Here is an 18,331-nt window from a genome sequence, read left to right on the forward strand (position 1 = left end):
ACTTCCTTTTAGTCGTACTTTTAATATCCATCTGCAAAATTAGTTGACCACTACAGTCTTTTTATCCGTATATGTGACTCTACTCAACTTTTAAAATGATAGCTTAGAAGATTGAAAATTTATAAACCTATCTAAGCGCTATAAATTAAGATTTAATGCGTGTTAAAAAGTTAAGGACACGATCGGCAAAATTACCGTATGGCGGTGCCAGAAGCTTCAAACTTGAAAAATGTGCTTGATAAAATACTGGTCGCAGCTTTGAAAAGGTTAAAAACCCTTCATAACCATGGTAGTGCCCCATACCACTTGCACCAACACCGCCAAACGGTAGATCATGCTGTCCCACATGGAATAAGGCGTCATTTACAGATACCCCGCCAGACATCACACTATCAATGTAATAGTTGACTAAAGCTTTATTTTGACTAAAAGGATAAAACGCCAATGGGCGATCACGCTGCGCAATATATGTCACTACTTCTTCAGGCTCACGGTAGGTTTTGACCATCAGAATGGGACCAAAGATTTCTCGGGTGTCAATTTCCATCTGATCCGTACTGTTAAGAATCAGTGTTAATGGAAATTTACGGCTTATCTCATCAGCTTCTTGCTGATTTAAATTAATCACCGTGGCGCCTTTGTCCTGTGCTTCACTGACACAATGGCTTAAGCGTTGAAACGAGCGGTCATCAATGATGGATGTATAATCTTTACTATAGATATCAGGGATATGTTGTTTTACCCACTCCTCTACCGTTTGGATGAACTTTTCTTTTTGTGATTCGTGTACAAATAAATAGTCAATATTCGTGCATATTTGTCCCGCATTAAACTGCTTTACAAACATGATGCGCTCGACGGCTTTTGCTAGCGGGTAGTTTGGATCAATCACCGCAGGTGACTTCCCTCCCAACTCTAGCGTCACAGCCGTTAAATTCTCTGCGGCTGCTGCCATGACTTTTTTACCCGTAGCACCAGAACCCGTAAATATTAAATGATCTAAAGGTAATTTTGAAAAAGCAATGCCCACCTCACCAGTCTCATCAAAAATCTGTAACTTTTCAGGCTCAAAATACTGCGGAATTAATTGGATTAATAAAGCCGCCAGATGACGTGAGTTCTCTGATAGTTTTACCATCGCTTTATTGCCTGCTGCAAAGACAGCAGAGAGCTGGGTAAACATTAAATTGATGGGAAAATTCCACGGCACAATCAAACCTATGACACCCAAAGGTTGTGGAATCAGACGGTTTTTTGCGCCAAAGTAGCTAATCAAGTCTACTTTGCGTTTTTGAATTTTAGTCCATTTTTTTAGATACTTAATACTACTATTAATGTCATCTGTCACCGTAATAATTTCAGCCAACAAGGTTTCATGTCTTGAACGATTACCGTAATCACGATGAACCGCATCAATCAATGCTTCACGATTGTCATTAATTAATGCTTTTAAATTTTGTAAATGCTTTTTTCTTACAGCGATGCTTTCAATACCTTCTTTTTGTGCGTGGTTTTTTTGCAGTTGTAGGCAGTCGTGTAGTTGTTTTTCTATATCTAAATGTTCGAACGGCGTTTGCATAAACTTCCCTATTACAGCAAATGTGGTGATAGCTCAATGATATTTTTCACTTTCCTATTGAGCATTTGGTTATCAAACTTTAGCAGAACACTCAAAGCATCGCTTGATAATAAAGGACATTAATTTGACATTTTAGGACATTAAGTTAATAATTCGAGGTAAAAGGAGTGTTGTATGGGAAATTACATCAGGGCAGCCGGCTTAAGCGGTTTTGAGGATTTAGTTCGTAGTTATGGCAAAGATCCTATCGATATTCTCGGTAAAGTTGGTATATTACCATCGATGATAAATGAACCAGATTCCCTTATTGACTACGATCGATATTTGAATTTATTGGAATTAGCAGGATTAATATGTAACGAGGAGTGTTTCGGTCTAAAGCTAGCTGCCAATCAAAATATTCGAACGATAGGTCTAATTGGTGTTTACATATCCAGGCAAAACAGCGTATTAGAGTCACTGCATGTCGCACAAAAATACATTGATATGCATGCAGAAGGCTTCACTTTTTATGCAAACAAGCTTCCTAATCAATTATCCGAGCTAAATATACTCAGTCAGAATGCACAAAATATAGATAGACCACAGGAGGCACAACTTGCTATGTGTTTAATGCGCAATGTTATAAAAGATTTGATTGGACCAACATGGCGCCCAGAAAAAATAAAGTTAAAACAAAACCCCACGCTTGAATCCCAACAGTTATTAACTAAAATGTTTGACTGCGAGGTGGAATTCGATACCAAGAAGAACGCTTTATATTTTTGCACAGATCTTTTAGCTCGTAAGCCCTACCACTTTAATGATGATTTGGTTAATCAACTTATCTTGCAACAATTAGAAAATGAAAGTACTAAATCTATCAGTAATGACACTTTTTTAATAGAAAGCGCCATGAAAATGCTCTTGGCCACGGGTGATTGTAGCATTGCAAATGTCGCATTATGTGTGGGGCAACATCAAAAAAAAGTGCAACGCCAATTGAGAGAGCAAGGAACAACCTATAGAGAGTTATTAGAAGATGTGCGGAAAAAAGAAGCGATACGTATTATTAGCACAGCGAGCATTGACTTAACAGATGTTGCACTCCAGCTTGGTTATGCTGAACTGTCTATTTTTAGCCGCCAATTTAAAATCTGGTTTGGTATGACACCAACAGAATGGAAAAATAAATCTAAAAGACCCGTAAAAAATACATTGCTGGTTTAAGTACAAACTGAGCTATGTTGAAGAAACTGTAGAAGTAAACTTGGTGAAATAAGTATCATAATAGGAGCTTACCATGACCAAGAAAACGAGAACTGACCCTTGCCGTCAATTCCGTAGAAATTAACTTGAAAGTTTCTAATCATGCAGCTTGATAATAATATCCTGTACTGTCGATTTTATAATTATTAAATTTATATTTAACATGAGTAGTTCGATGCCTGTATAGCGCACCAATCACGAATTGATAATAGCCAAAGCTTTTTCACTTTCAGGTTCTAATGTTAGAAGCTTAGCAGCATAATACTTCTTTTGATCTTCAGTCAGTACAATTTCAGGTGGTTCACCAAAATCTAAAATAGAATTTAATACGGAAGTATCGTTCGAATCTAATTCATGAGCTTTGATAAAATAAAATAAAGCAGATAGTTGAGCACCGTGTATAAAAAATAAATGAGATGAACATAGTATTCCCAAGTGTTTATACCAAAGAGGAGTGCTTTTTTTCTTTGCAACTTCAGCTAAAAGGGTTACCAAATAAACACCATAATCATCAGCATTGTGTATCACGAAGGTCGTTAAACCATCTTCATCTAATGCCGAAATATAATCTAGTATTTTGTTTCGTGGTAGAAAACGTGATAATTGATAGTTTTCCATTTTAATTCCTATTTTCTGGAGTATTCACATAAGTGACTTGGACAGTTTCTGTAACTCCATTACGAACAACAGACGTTATGATAAATAAGGATTAGCAGTATGTTGAATATAAACGATGTTATTAAGGTATCAAAAAATATTCAAGACAATATGAGAGCAGGCGATTTGGGTACTGTAGTACATATTTTTGATCAAAATCCCCCTGTGTATGAAATTGAATTCACTGATAATGAAGGTCATACACTTACAACTGTACCTTTGCAAAAAGAAGATATGAGCCTTTACTGGGTTGCCAGCACTAAAAAATATTCTAATTAGTTAACCCGATTTTTAAGTGCATTCAGATGTACACTGATTCAATCTAAAATCCCATATATGTTGAAATCACTTGAGCTACAGTCTAATGTTCAAGTCCTCACTAGGGAACCAAAACATTTAATCAGCGTATCGGCTTTGACTATACCATAATAAACTTTAATAACTATTTTTGGACGTTTTAAAGCAATGAGTGAGTTTGAAGGTTATGGCATAGACAAGAAATATCAGCGCAAGTATGGGTGAAATCATAGGAAGATCTTTGTACGTGACTTGGTAGGGTGCGATAAAAAGGATGTATAATTATAGTATCTCAAATATGGGCATTGAAAACATGGATATCGAAAGCGGCACCGCTAACCAAATAGACATTATCTATGAAGATGAATTTCTGGTGGCGATTAATAAAGAGGCCGGTCTATTGGTGCATCGCAGTTGGCTGGATAAAGGCGAGACGCGCTTTGCCATGCAACTCACCCGTGATGCGGTAGGTTGCCATGTATTTCCGGTCCATAGGTTAGACAGGCCTACATCAGGCGTGCTGTTGTTTGCCAAGAGCTCAGTCGTGGCGCGCAGCCTTACCGAGGCTTTTACTGCCCACAAAGTTACTAAGCAATATTTAGCCGTGGTGCGCGGCTTTATGGCAGAACAGGGCACCGTTGATTATGCGTTGAGCTTTAAGCCCGATGCCATTGCCGATAAGTTTGCCGACTTGGACAAACCCCCTCAAGAGGCGGTGACCGATTGGCAGAGTTTGGCACAAGTTGAGCTGCCATTTGCGGTATCAAAAAAGCATGACACTAGCCGCTATAGTCTAATGCGCTTAACACCCGAGACCGGGCGCAAGCACCAGCTGCGTCGACACATGAGGCATTTATTCCATCACATAGTGGGTGATACCAGCCACGGCGACGGGCGGCACAATCGATTTTTTCGTACTCAATATGGTTGCACGCGCATGCTGCTACATGCCCAGAGTTTAGCGCTCAGCCATCCGGTTACCGGTGAGCCATTGCTGTTAAAAGCGGGATTAGACGATCAATGGCTGCGCATCATGGAAGAATTTGCTTGGGTAAATAGCGCTGAAGATTAAGCAGCGTAAGATTTAGGATTTATCTTAGAAAATCCTATCAAAGGAAACACTTTTCTAAAAACAGCTTTTTTTGAGGATGTTTATATGAATTATTCAATTAAACTCACTGCTGCATGCCTATTTACTACTCTATCTATAACTTCCTATGCGCAAACTGTAAAGACAGCTATCAATAGCGAAGTTACTAATAATGTTAAATTTTTAAACTTAGAAAGTGAAAAATATTTTGTGCCTAGTGCGGACTATACAGAAGATGAAGCGCTGAAGTATGCTTTTCATAATCAAAAAACGATTATGAAAGACGTTAATGCTGACGGAATTAAAGATGCTGTCGTACTGCTTTATTACTGTGAAAAAACCAATTGCCATCCCACAACGGTAAGCATAGATTTAGTGGTTTTTAAAGGGCTTGGAAAAAACAAGTTCACTAAACTAGGCGCAGCACCGCTTGGGGCAGCTGCTGAGATAAACAGCATTAACCATGAGGTGATTAACATTACTTCCTATCGTTATGGAGAACACGATGCCGGATGTTGTCCTACAAATAAAGTCACAAATTCTTATAAAATAAAAAACAAGAAACTCGTTAAAATTAACTAATTTAATCTCTTCATACAGACATCAAACTGTTGACTTTATATTTAACGATTACAGTCTTTTTTGTGTCTGCAAATAATATATGCAACTTTAATGATCATGCAATCGACATGCTTGATAATCTTATAATAATCACTTCTGCAGTACTTACTACCTCTGTCAGAATGTACAACTAACCCTCCGTAGTCCAGATATAAGTGATGTAGCCGACTCAAGCCTCATTAGGAAGATTGGCATCAAACTTCTGGTCCAGCAGATTTGGATAAACAGGCTTGTTATAACTTAGGTTAGTGGTGACATTAAAGAGTTTGTGGCGACTGCATTTGATACTTTGCTCTTCTTTTAGGCTTGTAATCACATATTAGTTAACATCATGTCTTTGCTTATGTATGCTTGCAGACGATCTATGCCATATTCCATATTCCATATTGCTCACGAATTTCGCTATGAGCCGCTTTGACAAGCAGCTCACACTGATTACGGTATATCTGCTGGTCACTGATGTCACGATTTATCCAGTCATAGTAGCTTGATGGCTCAATATTTAATATGCCATACATGCAGGTGACGGTAAAGATCTGCCGATTTTCTTTGATGAAAGTACACTTCACTAACTGTTTGTTTCTAAGTATGCTGTAGCCTCATTCGAATATAGCTCTCATCTTGTGTCAGGGCGAAGCCGTGCTTCGGTTTATCCCTCCTCATTTAATATCTTTCGTTCCTCTTCAGCTATCTTTAACTTCGTTTGAGTTGCTTGATTCATTCAAGAGCTGCCATAAGTTCAGAATTGTATTTTCTATGCCGACAAGCTTGCCTTGACTGGTTTTATTCTGCCAATTAGATAACGTTTGCATCATTATTCTTAATTGCCGAGTAGTTACACTCAAGTTACCGCTATTATCTGCTATCTTTTTAACAGATTCTACTTCAAATTCTGCACTATAGCTCTGCATTTCCTTGGTCATGGCAAACTCCTTATCGAGTCGTTAGTTTACCAAGCTTACTCTACAGTTTTTTCAGCATAGCTTATTCACCTTTTAGCAGCTATTTTCCAGTACTCAGGTTAGTTGTTTTTTCATTGTTAAACTCATTTAATATAAACAGTGAAAGTGAAAGCGGCATATAAAATAATGATGGCAAAATATTTTTCAATCAAATCAAATCAAATCAAATCAAATCAAATCAAATCAAATCAAATCAAATCAAATCAAATCAAATCAAATCAAATCAATCAATCAATCAATCATATTGTAATGATATCTACATAAAATATAGACAAGAATTATGACAGTTATGTTTTTTAAAATCCGATGAACGGTATGTTCTTGAAGATGAACGGTAAGCATATTTATGTATAGATAAGATATACTTGTAAAATTGTTAAAAAACTTCATACGAAATGGAAATTCAATGTATTTATAGTTTATCTTTGTGTCTACCGTTAAGTTTTAGTATAAATTTAGTATAATTTTTGAATTTTTGTATGCTTTGTAATCAGAAATGGACGACTTCATAATAGTAAAACCATTGTGTAATTCATACGAATAAGAGATTTAAAACTCCTTTGTAACCATTATTTTATAAACTTATATTTAGGAATCTGCTATGGAAAAGGTATTTAAAAAGGCCATCACTACTATTGTATTGCCAACGATTGTGTTTGGTATAACTGCCTGTGCTACTACTAGCAATAGTAGTGTTGATAACGATGGAGATAGCCGACGTGTCGGCAACGTTGTATGGAATAACCAAGTAGATACTGATATTAATACAATACTAAAAGAACAAGTTGCTACTGATGAAGCTCGACTAGTATTTATCCGAAAAAATGATAGTAACCCTGAGCAAACAAGCGCCAATATTGCGGTTAACAATAGATTTCAAGTCAGCCTGCAGGCTGGTAACTATACTGTGGTCAACTCATGTGTGGGTACAAATCAGCTTAGTGCTTATGCTACTGGATTTAAAAGCAACAATTTACTGGCCGACAAAAACACTTATGAGCTAATGGGCGGTCAAACTTATTTTTTTGATGTTGAAATGGATGAAATGGGTAAAAGTGCATTAAAACAAATAGCGTCCAATGATGCATCACAACTACTCGCTAATAAGCGTTATCAAACGCATCAAATCAGCCGTGTAGTTACTAACTGCTCAGCACCCGTTGTAGTAGTCACTCCAAGACCTGTGACACCGCCGCCAACGATACGGCCACGACCTCTTGTTTTGGAGAAAACAGTCACTATTGATCTTGAAGTATTGTTTGAGACTGATAAAGCTGTGGTAAAGCCAGAGTACTACGCAAAAGTGGCTGAAGTTGCAGAGTTTATGATGCAGTATCCAAACACTATGACGACCATCGAAGGTCATACAGATAGTCGCGGTAGTGATAGCTATAACCAAGCTTTATCACAGCGACGTGTGGATGCGGTAAGAGAAGTATTAATTACTCGTTTTGGGATTGCGGATGATCGCTTAAAGGCAATTGGTTATGGCGAGTCACAGCCAAAAGCAACCAACGATAATGCAGAAGGTCGACAACTTAATCGCCGCGTAGTTGCTGTTGTGGAAGAGCGCTTAGGTAATTAATAGCCTTATTATCCTGTGGTAGCTGAATTTACCAATTTAAAAAGTAATTTAAGCGACACTATTCAAATTAAAAATATTAGGGAAGAGTATGAATACTATTATTGTTAAGACTCATAATGCCAACAGCACTGTTGATCAAGTGCAAGTAATTACAAAAGATGGTCAGCCTACAGTTATCGCTGCGGCAGATAAAGTGAACTACGAGTTTCACGATACGGCTATTGGTCGTGCTCCCAATCACATCGTTACTAAACGTATAAAAAATGATTTGCATGTCTCATTTGAAGAAGATGGACAAGATAGTGATCTGATTATAGAAGGTTTTTACGATAGCTCAGATAGCGCATTGCTTGGTATTGCCGAAGATGGAGAGTATTACTATTATATTCCCGATACTGGCGAGACCTATGATTACGTTACTCAGCTAGCAATAGGTGATACGGAAGGTCAAGCATTAGGCGGTGCACAATATGTTGCAGCAGCGGGCCTACCTTGGTGGATACCTGCGGCAGCTGGTCTAGGACTAATAGGCTTAGTTGCTGGCAGCAGTAGAGGTAAAGATAATGATGATAATGATAACACGCCTGTTGAAACTGCTCCTGTTGCTACCAATGACAGCGTAACCACTTTACCTGGCGCGCCTGTTACGACCAACATTATTACCAATGATACTGATGCAAATAACGATCCATTAACCGTAAAAAACTTCACGGTTGGCGGCGAAACTTATCTGCCAGGTAATGACGCGACTATTCCAAACGTCGGTACCATCACCGTGGGTACCGATGGTAGCTTAACCTTTACGCCAGTTCCGGGTTATGTCGGTTCAGTGCCACCTGTTGATTACACCGTCACCGATAGTAAAGGTGGAGAAGATACGGGTACCGTTACCTTTACTGATGTGCCGAACACCCCGCCCGTTGCCACCAATGACAGCGTGACCACTTTGCCTGGCGCGCCTGTTACGACCAACATTATTACCAATGATACTGATGCAAATAACGATCCATTAACCGTAAAAAACTTCACGGTTGGCGGCGAAACTTATCTGCCAGGTAATGACGCGACGATTCCAAATGTCGGTACCATCACCGTAGGCACAGACGGTAACCTAATCTTCACCCCAGAGACCAATTACGCAGGTCCAGTGCCACCGGTTGATTACACCGTGACTGATGGTAAAGGTGGCAAAGACACCGGCACCGTGACCTTCACCGATGTACCAAACGCACCTGTTGCTGAAGATGACACAGCAATAGGTGAAACAGGTAAGTCAGTCATCGTTGATGTGGTCAATAACGATAATGATGATGATGGTGACTTGGATCCAACGACCGTTAGACTCATTGATCCTGATACCGGTAACAAAGTCACGAACATTGAAGTTACAGGCGAAGGTACTTGGAAGGTTGATCCTGTGACAGGTGAAGTCACCTTTACTCCACAGTCAGGCTTCATCGGTGATCCGACGCCTGTTGAATATGTAGTGTCTGACAAAAACGGTCTTGAATCAAACCAAGCAACTATTAAAGTGGATTATCCACCTGCTATAGACGACACCGTTTCTATGCAAGAAGATTCTGGAACTATTTCTGGTAATGTACTTACTAATGACCAACTGGGTCTGACAGTAACAGGTATTCAAATTGGCGGAACTAACTATGCTGTTGGAACTGCTACTGTAATTGCAGGTGTGGGTACCATACAGATTGATAGTAATGGTGAATACAGCTTTACTCCTGTACTTGACTATAGCGGAGAGGTTCCTACTATTACTTATACGGTTAGTGATAGCATTACGACGGATACAGCAGATTTAAATATTGAGGTTATAGCGGTTGCAGACAAACCAACCGCAGGTAACTTTGCTTTTGATCCACCTGATCTGAGTTTAAATATTCAAACTTGGTCTAATGTCAAAAATGTCAATGGTCAAAACCTATTGGCTAATAAGGGTAATGGAGCAAGTGAAGAGATTTTATTAAGTTCGATTGATTACTTAAGAGCTAACTTAGGCTCAACTGTAAACAACACCGGTCCTGATAATACTGTTATTAACAACACTGGTTCTGGATTAACAACTAGCCTAGCTGATGCTACTCTACCTACTTTTGATGCCGTTTATATCTCTGGTTATGTATTCCTTGAGACGGGTCAAACTTATGAATACTCAGGGAGTGGCGATGATAGTGCGGCGATCGTCATTGGTGATGATGTGTCTTCATTACATGTAAATTGGAAAGGTACTAGTACTAGTGGAAATGGTGAGTTCAGCGTAACTCAATCTGGTTTTTATAGTTTTCAATTTTATGCTCATAATGCAGAAGGTGTTGGCAATTATAATTTTGCAGTTGAAAATAGTGATGGGTCGGTTATGAAATATTATCCGAATCTTACTGCTATTCAAGATAGTCTAGACAATACGAGTTATATTTTAGGCGATTATGATGCGGGTGCCGATGGAAGCAATGACACAGGATTCTACCCCGTGAATATAGGGTATCAAGGTGCGTCTACAGCTACTATCAGCTTAACGGGTATTGTTCTAGAAACGACTGATACTGATGGTTCAGAATACTTGTCATTTAACATGTCAGGCTTACCGGCTGGTGCAGCCCTGTCGTTTAAGGATGGTGATAGTGTTGCTCAATCTATAACTGTAGATGCAAATGGCATAGCCAGTTATATACCGACAGATAAAGATGCAGGTACAGCACTATATACGGACTTTACACTCACTGTTAATTCCATCGCTGACTCTTTACTTGACGTGAGCTTAACCGTAACGTCTACTGAAAAATCAAATGGTGATAGTTCATCGTCTACATTGGATTTCGAGGTTAAAGTAACGGATGCTACAGGTCCACGTCCATTCTCTAATGATGATAGCTTATCTATGGATGATGGCACTGGTGTCGATACTTTGGTTATTAATACTAATATTGACTTCAGTAACTTTGATTCAACAGTGTATGCAGGCTTTGAAGTTATTGATATGACCGGTAACGGTGAACAGTCGCTGACCAATCTTAGTACCAGCGATGTATTGGATATCATCAATGACACGGTGATGTTTGATAAAGGTTTGATTATTAATGGGGATAATGAGGATAGTGTCTCGTTATTAGGTTGGAACAACTCAACTAGTACTGTAGAACAAGGCGGTATTGACTATAACGTTTATAGTTTTGCCGACAATATCGGTACTCCTAACCTATTGATACAAGATGATATCGCTGTCACTATAATTTAAGATAAGGATGAGATGCGGCTGCTATAGCGCATCTTATACAAACCAAAACATACAGCTCTCGTCATTCAAAAAGCCATAATTTGTTATGGCTTTTTGAATATTAAGTTAGGACAATAGTTTAAGTACAATGATTATCTATCACGTTCTGATGTCTCAGGCATCATCTGAGTTTTATTCGCAGATGAGGATATGGAAGATGTAATAGGAGTAATAGGATAGTCGTACTGTACTGAAGGCGTTGCTGTTGCACTCTTATTGGATGGTGAACCGCCCCGGGATTGTCGGAGACTCAACATTCTGAGAGAATACGACAATGAAAACACGAAACTACACTCCTGAGATTAAAGAACGCGCCGTTCGTATGCTCATTGAAGCAGCAAATGACTATCCCTCCACATGGTCAGCCATTCAAGCCATTGCCCCTAAGATTGGCTGCACGCCGCCTGAGACCCTGCGATCCTGGCATAAAAAGCACATCGATCAAACTATTCCTGCCTCAGTGCAAGCGCAAAGTGACAAAGAGCGCATCAAAGAGCTTGAACGCGAGAATAAAGAGCTTAAGCAAGCTAATGAAATCATCAGGAAGGCTGCGGCTTTTTTCGCCCAGGCGGAGCTCGACCGTCCACCCAAGTAATGATTAGTTTTATTAATGATAACAAAGCTGAGTATGGGGTCGAGCTGATCTGTAGAGTCCTACCGATTGCCCCGTCAACTTATTATCGTGCTCAAGACTTAAGCGACAACCCACACAAGCGTTCACTGCGCAGTCAGCATGGCGACTTTTACATCGGTGAGATTAAACGTATTTGGCAGGTCAGAAAATTTAAAGGTTGCTCGTTGTACCATAGAGCGTTTAATGAGCCAGCATGGCCTACAAGGCGTTTGGCGCGGTAAAGGTAAAATAACAACTCACAGCCGTGATGATCAAAAGCGTGCTGATGACTTGGTTAATCGTAACTTTAGCGCTCATCGCCCTAACCAGCTCTGGGTGGCGGACTTTACCTATATCAAGACGACAAGCGGCTGGGTCTATACCGCTTTTATTATTGATGTGTTTGCTCGCGCTATTGTGGGCTGGAAAGTATCGAATCGCATGAATACCGATATGGTGATGGCGGCATTAAACCAAGCAATAGCAGATAGAAACAATCCCAAAGATGTCATTCATCACAGTGATCGAGGGGTTCAGTACTTATCTATTCGCTATACCGATAAGATGACGGACTCTGGCGTGATTGCTTCTGTTGGTACAACAGGCGATTCATACGACAATGCATTGGCTGAAACGGTCAATGGGCTTTACAAGTCTGAGGTGATTCATTATTTAAAGCATAACTGGACTGGTGTGAACGATGTTGAACTGGCAACCCTTGAGTGGGTGGACTGGTTTAATAAAACCCGTTTGCATAGCACGATTGGATATGTGTCACCCTTTGAGTTTGAAAAGCGGTATTATGATAATTTAACCCTGTCAGGCATTGCTGCCTGACTCAAGTAAAACACTCTCCGATATAGTCGGGGCGGTTCAGTAGAGTAAGCTTGATACTGTCATATCTGGCTTTGATTGCGGCTTTTAACTTCGCCAATCAGCTTAGCGAGTTGTTCAGTATCCTTATCAATGTCAGCAACTAATTGTTGATATTCTTTAGCCTGTTTAAGGGTATACCCCAAGAGAACTACCTAAAACGCCCCAAAAACCAATTAATAGACCACTCAAAATAGACCAGCTCAATGGAACCACTTATATTAGACTGCTGAGCTAATTATGTTTATTAATATAGATATTAGAAATACCTGAATTTCCCTAGGTAAGTGTGATTAACTTGAGGTTTGCTCAAGCGTTCACATCATTATTTACCTACCTACTCTATTCGATCATAGCATGATAATTAATAAGCAGATTGGAGCGCTCACTCAGAGGCTAGCAGCTCGATACTAACTTGAAAAAAGTACTCATTTTTGACAATGATGCTCATTTTGCCGTTATGTGCGTTAATAATAGCTTGTGCTATCGATAGCCCTAAACCCGTACCTGAATGCAAAGTATTGTTTTTATGATGACGATAAAAACGCTCAGACAATTTATCCACCTCTAGCTGCGTTAGTGATTCATCTAAGCGATTAGTAAGCACTATCTGTAAAAACTGATTTTTTAATAAGGATCGAGTGACTTCATTCGAATCATTTACATCGGCATCAGAGACAGTAGATGCTTGAATAGAGATAATGCTATTACTTGCTGCGTAGTACACAGCATTTGATATCAGGTTCGCAAACAATCTCTGTAATAAACGCTCATCTCCTAATACTGCCTTAAATTCTCCACTTTTTTCGAATGAAATACCACGATCTTCAGCGATTAGCTCGTAATAAGAAATCATCTTAGTCACTAGAGACTCGCTATCGACTGGAATGAACTGGGAGTCATAGACTCCCTTTTGTGTTTTTGCCAGTAGCAGCATGTTATTAATTAAGCCGGATAACTGCTTGAGTGTGTCATGTTGATGGTGCAGCTGCTCAACGTATTCATTGCTGTCTCTAGGCTTGCTTAACATGACTTGAGTCTGGGTACTTAAGGTTGCAAGCGGGGTACGAAGCTCATGCGCGATATCGTCTGAGAAGCGCGATAATGACTCAAAATTATGCTCAAGTTTATCCATCATCGCGTTATAAGCATCAGCAAGCGGTCGCAACTCACTGGGCATCTCACGAACCACAATACGATCATCGAGCTGTTCGGCATTGATGCGAGTCATCTTTTGCCTGATAGTTGATAGCGGGGCAAATCCTAAGTGCACACTAAGTGCCGCAACAGACACCAATATAAAGGTGATTGCGATTAATATAAGAATTAAATGACGGTTGAATTGGACGAGGTATTGATGATGGACATCAATAGGTAAGGCGATGAGCGCTAGACGTTCAGAGTGCCGAATGACAATAGCCCTATAGTGACGACTATCAACTTTTAAATCAAACGGCTGATCATGATATTGCTGCCATAAGTCTTTTACTGAACGTTTATTCCCTGACTGACTGATAAAGCCTTTGGGCATACTGGTAATAATTTGTCCTTGTTCATCAGTGATGACGGTTTTTACATCGTAGTCTAGTCCAGCATTCTGTAGTGGCTGTGACTGCTTACTCACAGGCTGATTAGGCTGATCAGAAAGTTGCGTTATACTCTGATCATCGAGTAAGCTATCAGTCATGTGCTGACGTAAATTAAACGCAGCATGGGTTAAAATTTCTGAATCCATTTGTTCGAAATGACCATTAACCGAACGCTGAATCCAAAGGTACAGGCAGATTTGAGTGACTACTACGCAGAGCGTCAATAGGAATATAGTCCGCCATAACAGTGACAGGCGTCCGTCTGTGACAATAGGCGTCATGCTAGTGGCTTTCTGTTAGATGTGTTGAGTCACTACTACTTTCTGTAACCTCCAATCGATAACCCATACCACGCACTGTATGTATCAGTTTTACCTCATAGTCATCGTCAACTTTAATCCTTAAGCGCCGAATTGCTACATCAATGACGTTGGTGTCGCTATCAAAATTTATATCCCAAACTTGAGAGGCAATAACCGATCGTGGTAACACTTCACCCTCTCTTTCAAGTAAAAACTGTAGTAAGGCAAACTCTTTTGCGGTTAACTTAATAGGCAGCTCACCTCTGTGCACGGTGCGTTTGGCAATATCCATCTTTAAATCTGCAATTTGCATGAGGTTGCTGCTGTAATCCGCCTGATTAGCACGGCGTAGCAAGCTTTTTATTCTCACCAGCAGCTCAGCAAAGGCAAAAGGCTTAGTCAGGTAGTCATCACCGCCAATCTCAATCCCCTTTATGCGATCACTCAAGTCATCTTTAGCGGTCAAAAACAAGACCGGGGTATGCTTACCAGCGGCGCGGTAATTACGTACCAGCTCAAAACCACTGATATCAGGCAGCATAACGTCCATAACCACGACATTAAAATCCTCACTCATTAAAGCATGGTAACCATCTAATCCTGTGGTTTGATGCTCAACAATAAAGCCTGCTTCGGTCAGACCTTGTTTTATGTAGTTCCCGAGTGACAACTCGTCTTCGACTAATAATATTTTCATAGCAAGCGCGACGCTGATTGGTTAGGTTAATGCTATGAATGATAGAGGAATGTCAGCAATATTCCTATACCAAGACCGCAACATGACAAAATTATCATCTTAGCGTCATGTTGTTGTCAGAGCCATAATGGTACGCTGTTACTAATGCTAGAGCTAATTCTGATGCTAACAGTGACGACGCTGCTCAAGTATCTGCGTAAACTAGAATAAGGTTAACGATAAACATCTGCATTTAACCGTAAAAAACGGTGTTCGGGTACTAATTGATAATTGCATAGCGTCTAAACCTCTACTCACCGTCTTCAAGGAATGATTTCATGAAACATGATATGCACGAAGAAGAAAGAAAAAGAGAAATAGACAGTAAGCACGCAAGCTGCCACAGCGCAGCGAATAAGAATGAAAAACCTACCAAAGGTGGCAAGCATGACAAGGTGCCAGCCGGCTACAGCGGTACTGTTTATGTCTGCCCAATGCATCCCGAAGTCAGGGATGTCGAAGATAGCGGCTGCCCAATATGCAAAATGTCTCTCAAGCCTGAAGGCACTGTTGTCGAAGATAATGTTGCCGAAATGGCAGAGATGAAAGACGGTCATGCAAACTGTCATGGCACAGCTAATACAGAGGTAACGTCTGTTAAAGGCGGCAAATACGACAAAGTGCCAGCTGGTTACAGCGGTACTGTTTATGTCTGTCCAATGCATCCTGAAGTCAGGGATGTTGAGAATAGTGGTTGTCCGATATGCGGAATGGCACTTGAACCAGAGACAGCTACTATTGGTAAGGAAGACACCTCAGAGCTCGACGATATGACACGCCGTTTCTGGATATGTACGGCGCTGACCATACCGCTATTTCTGTATGCCATGAGTGACATGGTCGGGATAAACCTAGACAGCCTTATTCAGAGCGATCAGAGCGATACTTCCGCGCAGATCGCTCAGTGGATTCAGCTAGCGCTTGCGACACCAGTGGTACTCTGGGGAGCGGCGCCATTCTTCGTCCGTGGCTGGCAATCCATTAAAAGCCGAAATCTAAACATGTTTACCTTGATTGCAGTGGGCGTAGGCGCTGCATTTGGTTTCAGTCTGGTAGCAACCTTTCTTCCGGACATTTTTCCAGACAGTTTCAGAGGTGCCTCTGGTCAAGTCGGAGTCTACTATGAAGCGGCAGCGGTCATTGTGACATTGGTGCTATTAGGTCAAGTTCTAGAACTTAAAGCCAGAAGTCAGACCTCTGGCGCGATCCGTGCGCTACTCGAGCTGGCTCCACCAACGGCAAGACGTGTGGATGAGAATGATGTCGAGACAGAAGTCTCACTTGACGAAGTTGTCAGCGGTGACACACTGCGAGTGAAGCCAGGAGAAAAGCTTCCCGTAGACGGCACGGTACTTGATGGCAATAGCAACGTCGATGAATCAATGGTAACTGGTGAACCACTACCTGTTGCAAAAACAGCAGGGGATACGGTCACCGGCGGCACAGTCAACGGTACGGGAACATTATTAATTGAAGCGGTCGATGTTGGTGATGACACCGTATTATCCAAGATCGTCAAGATGGTTGCCGAAGCCCAGCGCAGCCGCGCACCAATACAGAAACTGGTCGATAAGGTAGCTGGTTGGTTCGTGCCGATCGTGCTTATCTGCTCCGTCATTACCTTTATTGTCTGGGCTATGTTCGGACCTGCACCTGCAATGGCTTTTGCACTGGTTAATGCCATCGCGGTATTAATCATAGCCTGCCCTTGTGCATTAGGACTCGCCACGCCGATGTCGATTATGGTTGGTACCGGAAAGGGTGCCCAAAATGGCGTGCTCATCAAGAACGCTGAAGCACTAGAGAGCATGGAAAAAGTCGACACCATCGTTGTGGACAAAACCGGAACACTGACAGCAGGCAAACCAGAACTCACCGCCATCGAAGCGCTTGGCGGCTTAGATGAGGATGAACTCCTTGTGCTCGTCGCAGCCGTAGAGAGTGCTAGCGAACATCCTCTGGCAGAAGCTATTGTCAAAGCTGCGAAGGCAAAATCTCTTACTACTGCAAAAGCCAGCGATTTTAGTTCAACCACCGGTGAAGGCGCACAGGCGCTCGTTAATGGTAAGCAGGTCGCCGTAGGCAACTCAAAATTCATGCAGCGCCTTGATAGTTTTGACAGTGCACTTTCAGAACGCGCCGACAAACGCAGGAAGGACGGTGAAACCGTCATATTTGTCGCAGTCGATGGGCAAGCTGCTGGCCTAATATCAGTCGCTGATCCAATCAAGCCGAGTACGAATGAGGCAATATCGCTACTGCACAAAGCCGGACTGCGGGTGGTCATGCTGACAGGTGACAATGAGATAACGGCCAAAGCGGTTGCCAGTAAATTAAATATTGATGAGGTGCATGCCGACGTCTCTCCAGAAGACAAAAACCGTATCATTAAAGAGTTACAGAATGACGGTAAGGTCGTGGCTATGGCGGGTGATGGTATCAATGATGCTCCTGCCCTTGCGCAATCAGACGTTGGCATCGCCATGGGCACAGGAACAGATGTGGCGATGGAGAGTGCTGGCATCACGCTAGTGAAAGGCGATCTAATGGGGATTGTGAGAGCCCATAAACTGAGCCATTCTACGATGCGCAATATCAGACAAAACCTGTTCTTTGCGTTTATCTACAATGCACTTGGTATACCGGTTGCTGCTGGCGTCCTGTATCCATTTTTCGGACTTTTACTCAGTCCAATGATAGCGGCGGCGGCCATGAGCCTTTCTTCAGTATCTGTTATTGGTAACGCGCTGAGATTGCGCCGTTTGAAGCTATGATTTTAGTAAGGTAGGAATATTCCTATGTAAAAACCGCAACATGACAAAATTGTCATCTTAGCGTCATGTTGTTGTCAGAGTCATCATATTAAGATACTCAGCGTCTTAATTTA

General features: G+C 41.1%; 13 protein-coding genes, 1 pseudogene and 1 other annotated feature. Of the genes and pseudogenes, 8 read left to right on the forward strand and 6 right to left on the reverse strand.

The genetic code is table 11. From position 1 onward, the window contains the following. Positions 1–145: 145 nt before the first annotated feature. Positions 146–1,579: a coniferyl aldehyde dehydrogenase gene (locus DABAL43B_RS07780; RefSeq protein WP_079691833.1), complete on the reverse strand. Its 1,434-nt coding sequence runs from the start codon at positions 1,577–1,579 to the stop codon at positions 146–148. Positions 1,580–1,753: 174 nt separating this feature from the next. Here DABAL43B_RS07780 and DABAL43B_RS07785 point away from each other — a divergent pair, with 174 nt between their 5' ends. After that, the gene (locus DABAL43B_RS07785) at positions 1,754–2,788 is read left to right on the forward strand and encodes an AraC family transcriptional regulator (protein WP_079691834.1); all 1,035 of its coding nucleotides are present in this window, start codon (positions 1,754–1,756) and stop codon (positions 2,786–2,788) included. A gap of 234 nt (positions 2,789–3,022) precedes the next feature. Here the strand turns inward: DABAL43B_RS07785 and DABAL43B_RS07790 are convergent, their stop codons facing one another. Next, entirely contained in the window at positions 3,023–3,445 is a 423-nt protein-coding gene (locus DABAL43B_RS07790) for a hypothetical protein (protein WP_079691835.1), read from the reverse strand. Positions 3,446–3,544: 99 nt separating this feature from the next. On the opposite strand from DABAL43B_RS07790, the gene DABAL43B_RS07795 reads away from it, so the two are divergent. From DABAL43B_RS07795 to DABAL43B_RS07805, 3 genes are all read left to right on the forward strand, one after another. Continuing rightward, positions 3,545–3,763, forward strand: coding sequence for a DUF4926 domain-containing protein (locus DABAL43B_RS07795; protein ID WP_079691836.1), 219 nt, complete (start codon positions 3,545–3,547; stop codon positions 3,761–3,763). 331 nt (positions 3,764–4,094) lie between these two features. After that, positions 4,095–4,853 carry a tRNA pseudouridine(65) synthase TruC gene (gene truC / locus DABAL43B_RS07800; RefSeq protein WP_079693074.1) on the forward strand — a complete coding sequence of 253 codons (759 nt, stop codon included), beginning with the start codon at positions 4,095–4,097 and terminating at the stop codon, positions 4,851–4,853. Between the two features lie 84 nt (positions 4,854–4,937). Next, positions 4,938–5,453 carry a hypothetical protein gene (locus DABAL43B_RS07805; RefSeq protein ID WP_079691837.1) on the forward strand — a complete coding sequence of 172 codons (516 nt, stop codon included), beginning with the start codon at positions 4,938–4,940 and terminating at the stop codon, positions 5,451–5,453. 401 nt (positions 5,454–5,854) lie between these two features. Here the strand turns inward: DABAL43B_RS07805 and DABAL43B_RS14170 are convergent, their stop codons facing one another. Both DABAL43B_RS14170 and DABAL43B_RS07810 read right to left on the reverse strand, forming a co-directional pair. After that, on the reverse strand, positions 5,855–6,061 hold the full coding sequence (locus tag DABAL43B_RS14170; RefSeq protein ID WP_145952522.1) for a hypothetical protein: 207 nt from the start codon (positions 6,059–6,061) through the stop codon (positions 5,855–5,857). Positions 6,062–6,175: 114 nt separating this feature from the next. Beyond that, entirely contained in the window at positions 6,176–6,415 is a 240-nt protein-coding gene (locus tag DABAL43B_RS07810) for a hypothetical protein (protein WP_079691838.1), read from the reverse strand. 640 nt (positions 6,416–7,055) lie between these two features. On the opposite strand from DABAL43B_RS07810, the gene DABAL43B_RS07815 reads away from it, so the two are divergent. The 3 genes and pseudogenes from DABAL43B_RS07815 (at position 7,056) to DABAL43B_RS07825 (ending at position 12,781) form a co-directional block, all read left to right on the forward strand. Continuing rightward, entirely contained in the window at positions 7,056–8,039 is a 984-nt protein-coding gene (locus DABAL43B_RS07815) for an OmpA family protein (RefSeq protein WP_079691839.1), read from the forward strand. An 88-nt stretch (positions 8,040–8,127) separates the two neighbouring features. After that, the gene (locus DABAL43B_RS07820; RefSeq protein WP_079691840.1) at positions 8,128–11,292 is read left to right on the forward strand and encodes an Ig-like domain-containing protein; all 3,165 of its coding nucleotides are present in this window, start codon (positions 8,128–8,130) and stop codon (positions 11,290–11,292) included. 313 nt (positions 11,293–11,605) lie between these two features. Continuing rightward, a pseudogene (locus DABAL43B_RS07825) lies at positions 11,606–12,781 on the forward strand (IS3 family transposase). After that, positions 11,884–12,000 (forward strand) — a sequence feature (AL1L pseudoknot). Its footprint overlaps the pseudogene before it by 117 nt. A 421-nt stretch (positions 12,782–13,202) precedes the next feature. Here the strand turns inward: DABAL43B_RS07825 and DABAL43B_RS07830 are convergent. Then, on the reverse strand, positions 13,203–14,687 hold the full coding sequence (locus DABAL43B_RS07830) for a histidine kinase dimerization/phospho-acceptor domain-containing protein (protein ID WP_079691841.1): 1,485 nt from the start codon (positions 14,685–14,687) through the stop codon (positions 13,203–13,205). A 1-nt stretch (position 14,688) separates the two neighbouring features. After that, entirely contained in the window at positions 14,689–15,405 is a 717-nt protein-coding gene (locus DABAL43B_RS07835) for a heavy metal response regulator transcription factor (RefSeq protein ID WP_079691842.1), read from the reverse strand. Positions 15,406–15,722: 317 nt separating this feature from the next. On the opposite strand from DABAL43B_RS07835, the gene DABAL43B_RS07840 reads away from it, so the two are divergent. Next, entirely contained in the window at positions 15,723–18,218 is a 2,496-nt protein-coding gene (locus DABAL43B_RS07840; RefSeq protein WP_264753810.1) for a copper-transporting P-type ATPase, read from the forward strand. Positions 18,219–18,331 lie beyond the last annotated feature (113 nt).

It is taken from the genome of Psychrobacter sp. DAB_AL43B (assembly GCF_900168255.1).
In the GTDB taxonomy this organism is placed as follows: domain Bacteria; phylum Pseudomonadota; class Gammaproteobacteria; order Pseudomonadales; family Moraxellaceae; genus Psychrobacter.

What these genes read in the sequence shown, in the direction of transcription:
- DABAL43B_RS07840 (WP_264753810.1), top strand. Translation starts at nt 15,723, where the DNA reads ATGAAACATGATATGCACGAAGAAGAAAGAAAAAGAGAAATAGACAGT.
- DABAL43B_RS07780 (WP_079691833.1), bottom strand. Translation starts at nt 1,579, where the DNA reads ATGCAAACGCCGTTCGAACATTTAGATATAGAAAAACAACTACACGAC.
- DABAL43B_RS07830 (WP_079691841.1), bottom strand. Translation starts at nt 14,687, where the DNA reads ATGACGCCTATTGTCACAGACGGACGCCTGTCACTGTTATGGCGGACT.
- DABAL43B_RS07790 (WP_079691835.1), bottom strand. Translation starts at nt 3,445, where the DNA reads ATGGAAAACTATCAATTATCACGTTTTCTACCACGAAACAAAATACTA.
- DABAL43B_RS07810 (WP_079691838.1), bottom strand. Translation starts at nt 6,415, where the DNA reads ATGACCAAGGAAATGCAGAGCTATAGTGCAGAATTTGAAGTAGAATCT.
- DABAL43B_RS07815 (WP_079691839.1), top strand. Translation starts at nt 7,056, where the DNA reads ATGGAAAAGGTATTTAAAAAGGCCATCACTACTATTGTATTGCCAACG.
- truC (WP_079693074.1), top strand. Translation starts at nt 4,095, where the DNA reads ATGGATATCGAAAGCGGCACCGCTAACCAAATAGACATTATCTATGAA.
- DABAL43B_RS07785 (WP_079691834.1), top strand. Translation starts at nt 1,754, where the DNA reads ATGGGAAATTACATCAGGGCAGCCGGCTTAAGCGGTTTTGAGGATTTA.
- DABAL43B_RS07835 (WP_079691842.1), bottom strand. Translation starts at nt 15,405, where the DNA reads ATGAAAATATTATTAGTCGAAGACGAGTTGTCACTCGGGAACTACATA.
- DABAL43B_RS07795 (WP_079691836.1), top strand. Translation starts at nt 3,545, where the DNA reads ATGTTGAATATAAACGATGTTATTAAGGTATCAAAAAATATTCAAGAC.
- DABAL43B_RS07805 (WP_079691837.1), top strand. Translation starts at nt 4,938, where the DNA reads ATGAATTATTCAATTAAACTCACTGCTGCATGCCTATTTACTACTCTA.
- DABAL43B_RS07820 (WP_079691840.1), top strand. Translation starts at nt 8,128, where the DNA reads ATGAATACTATTATTGTTAAGACTCATAATGCCAACAGCACTGTTGAT.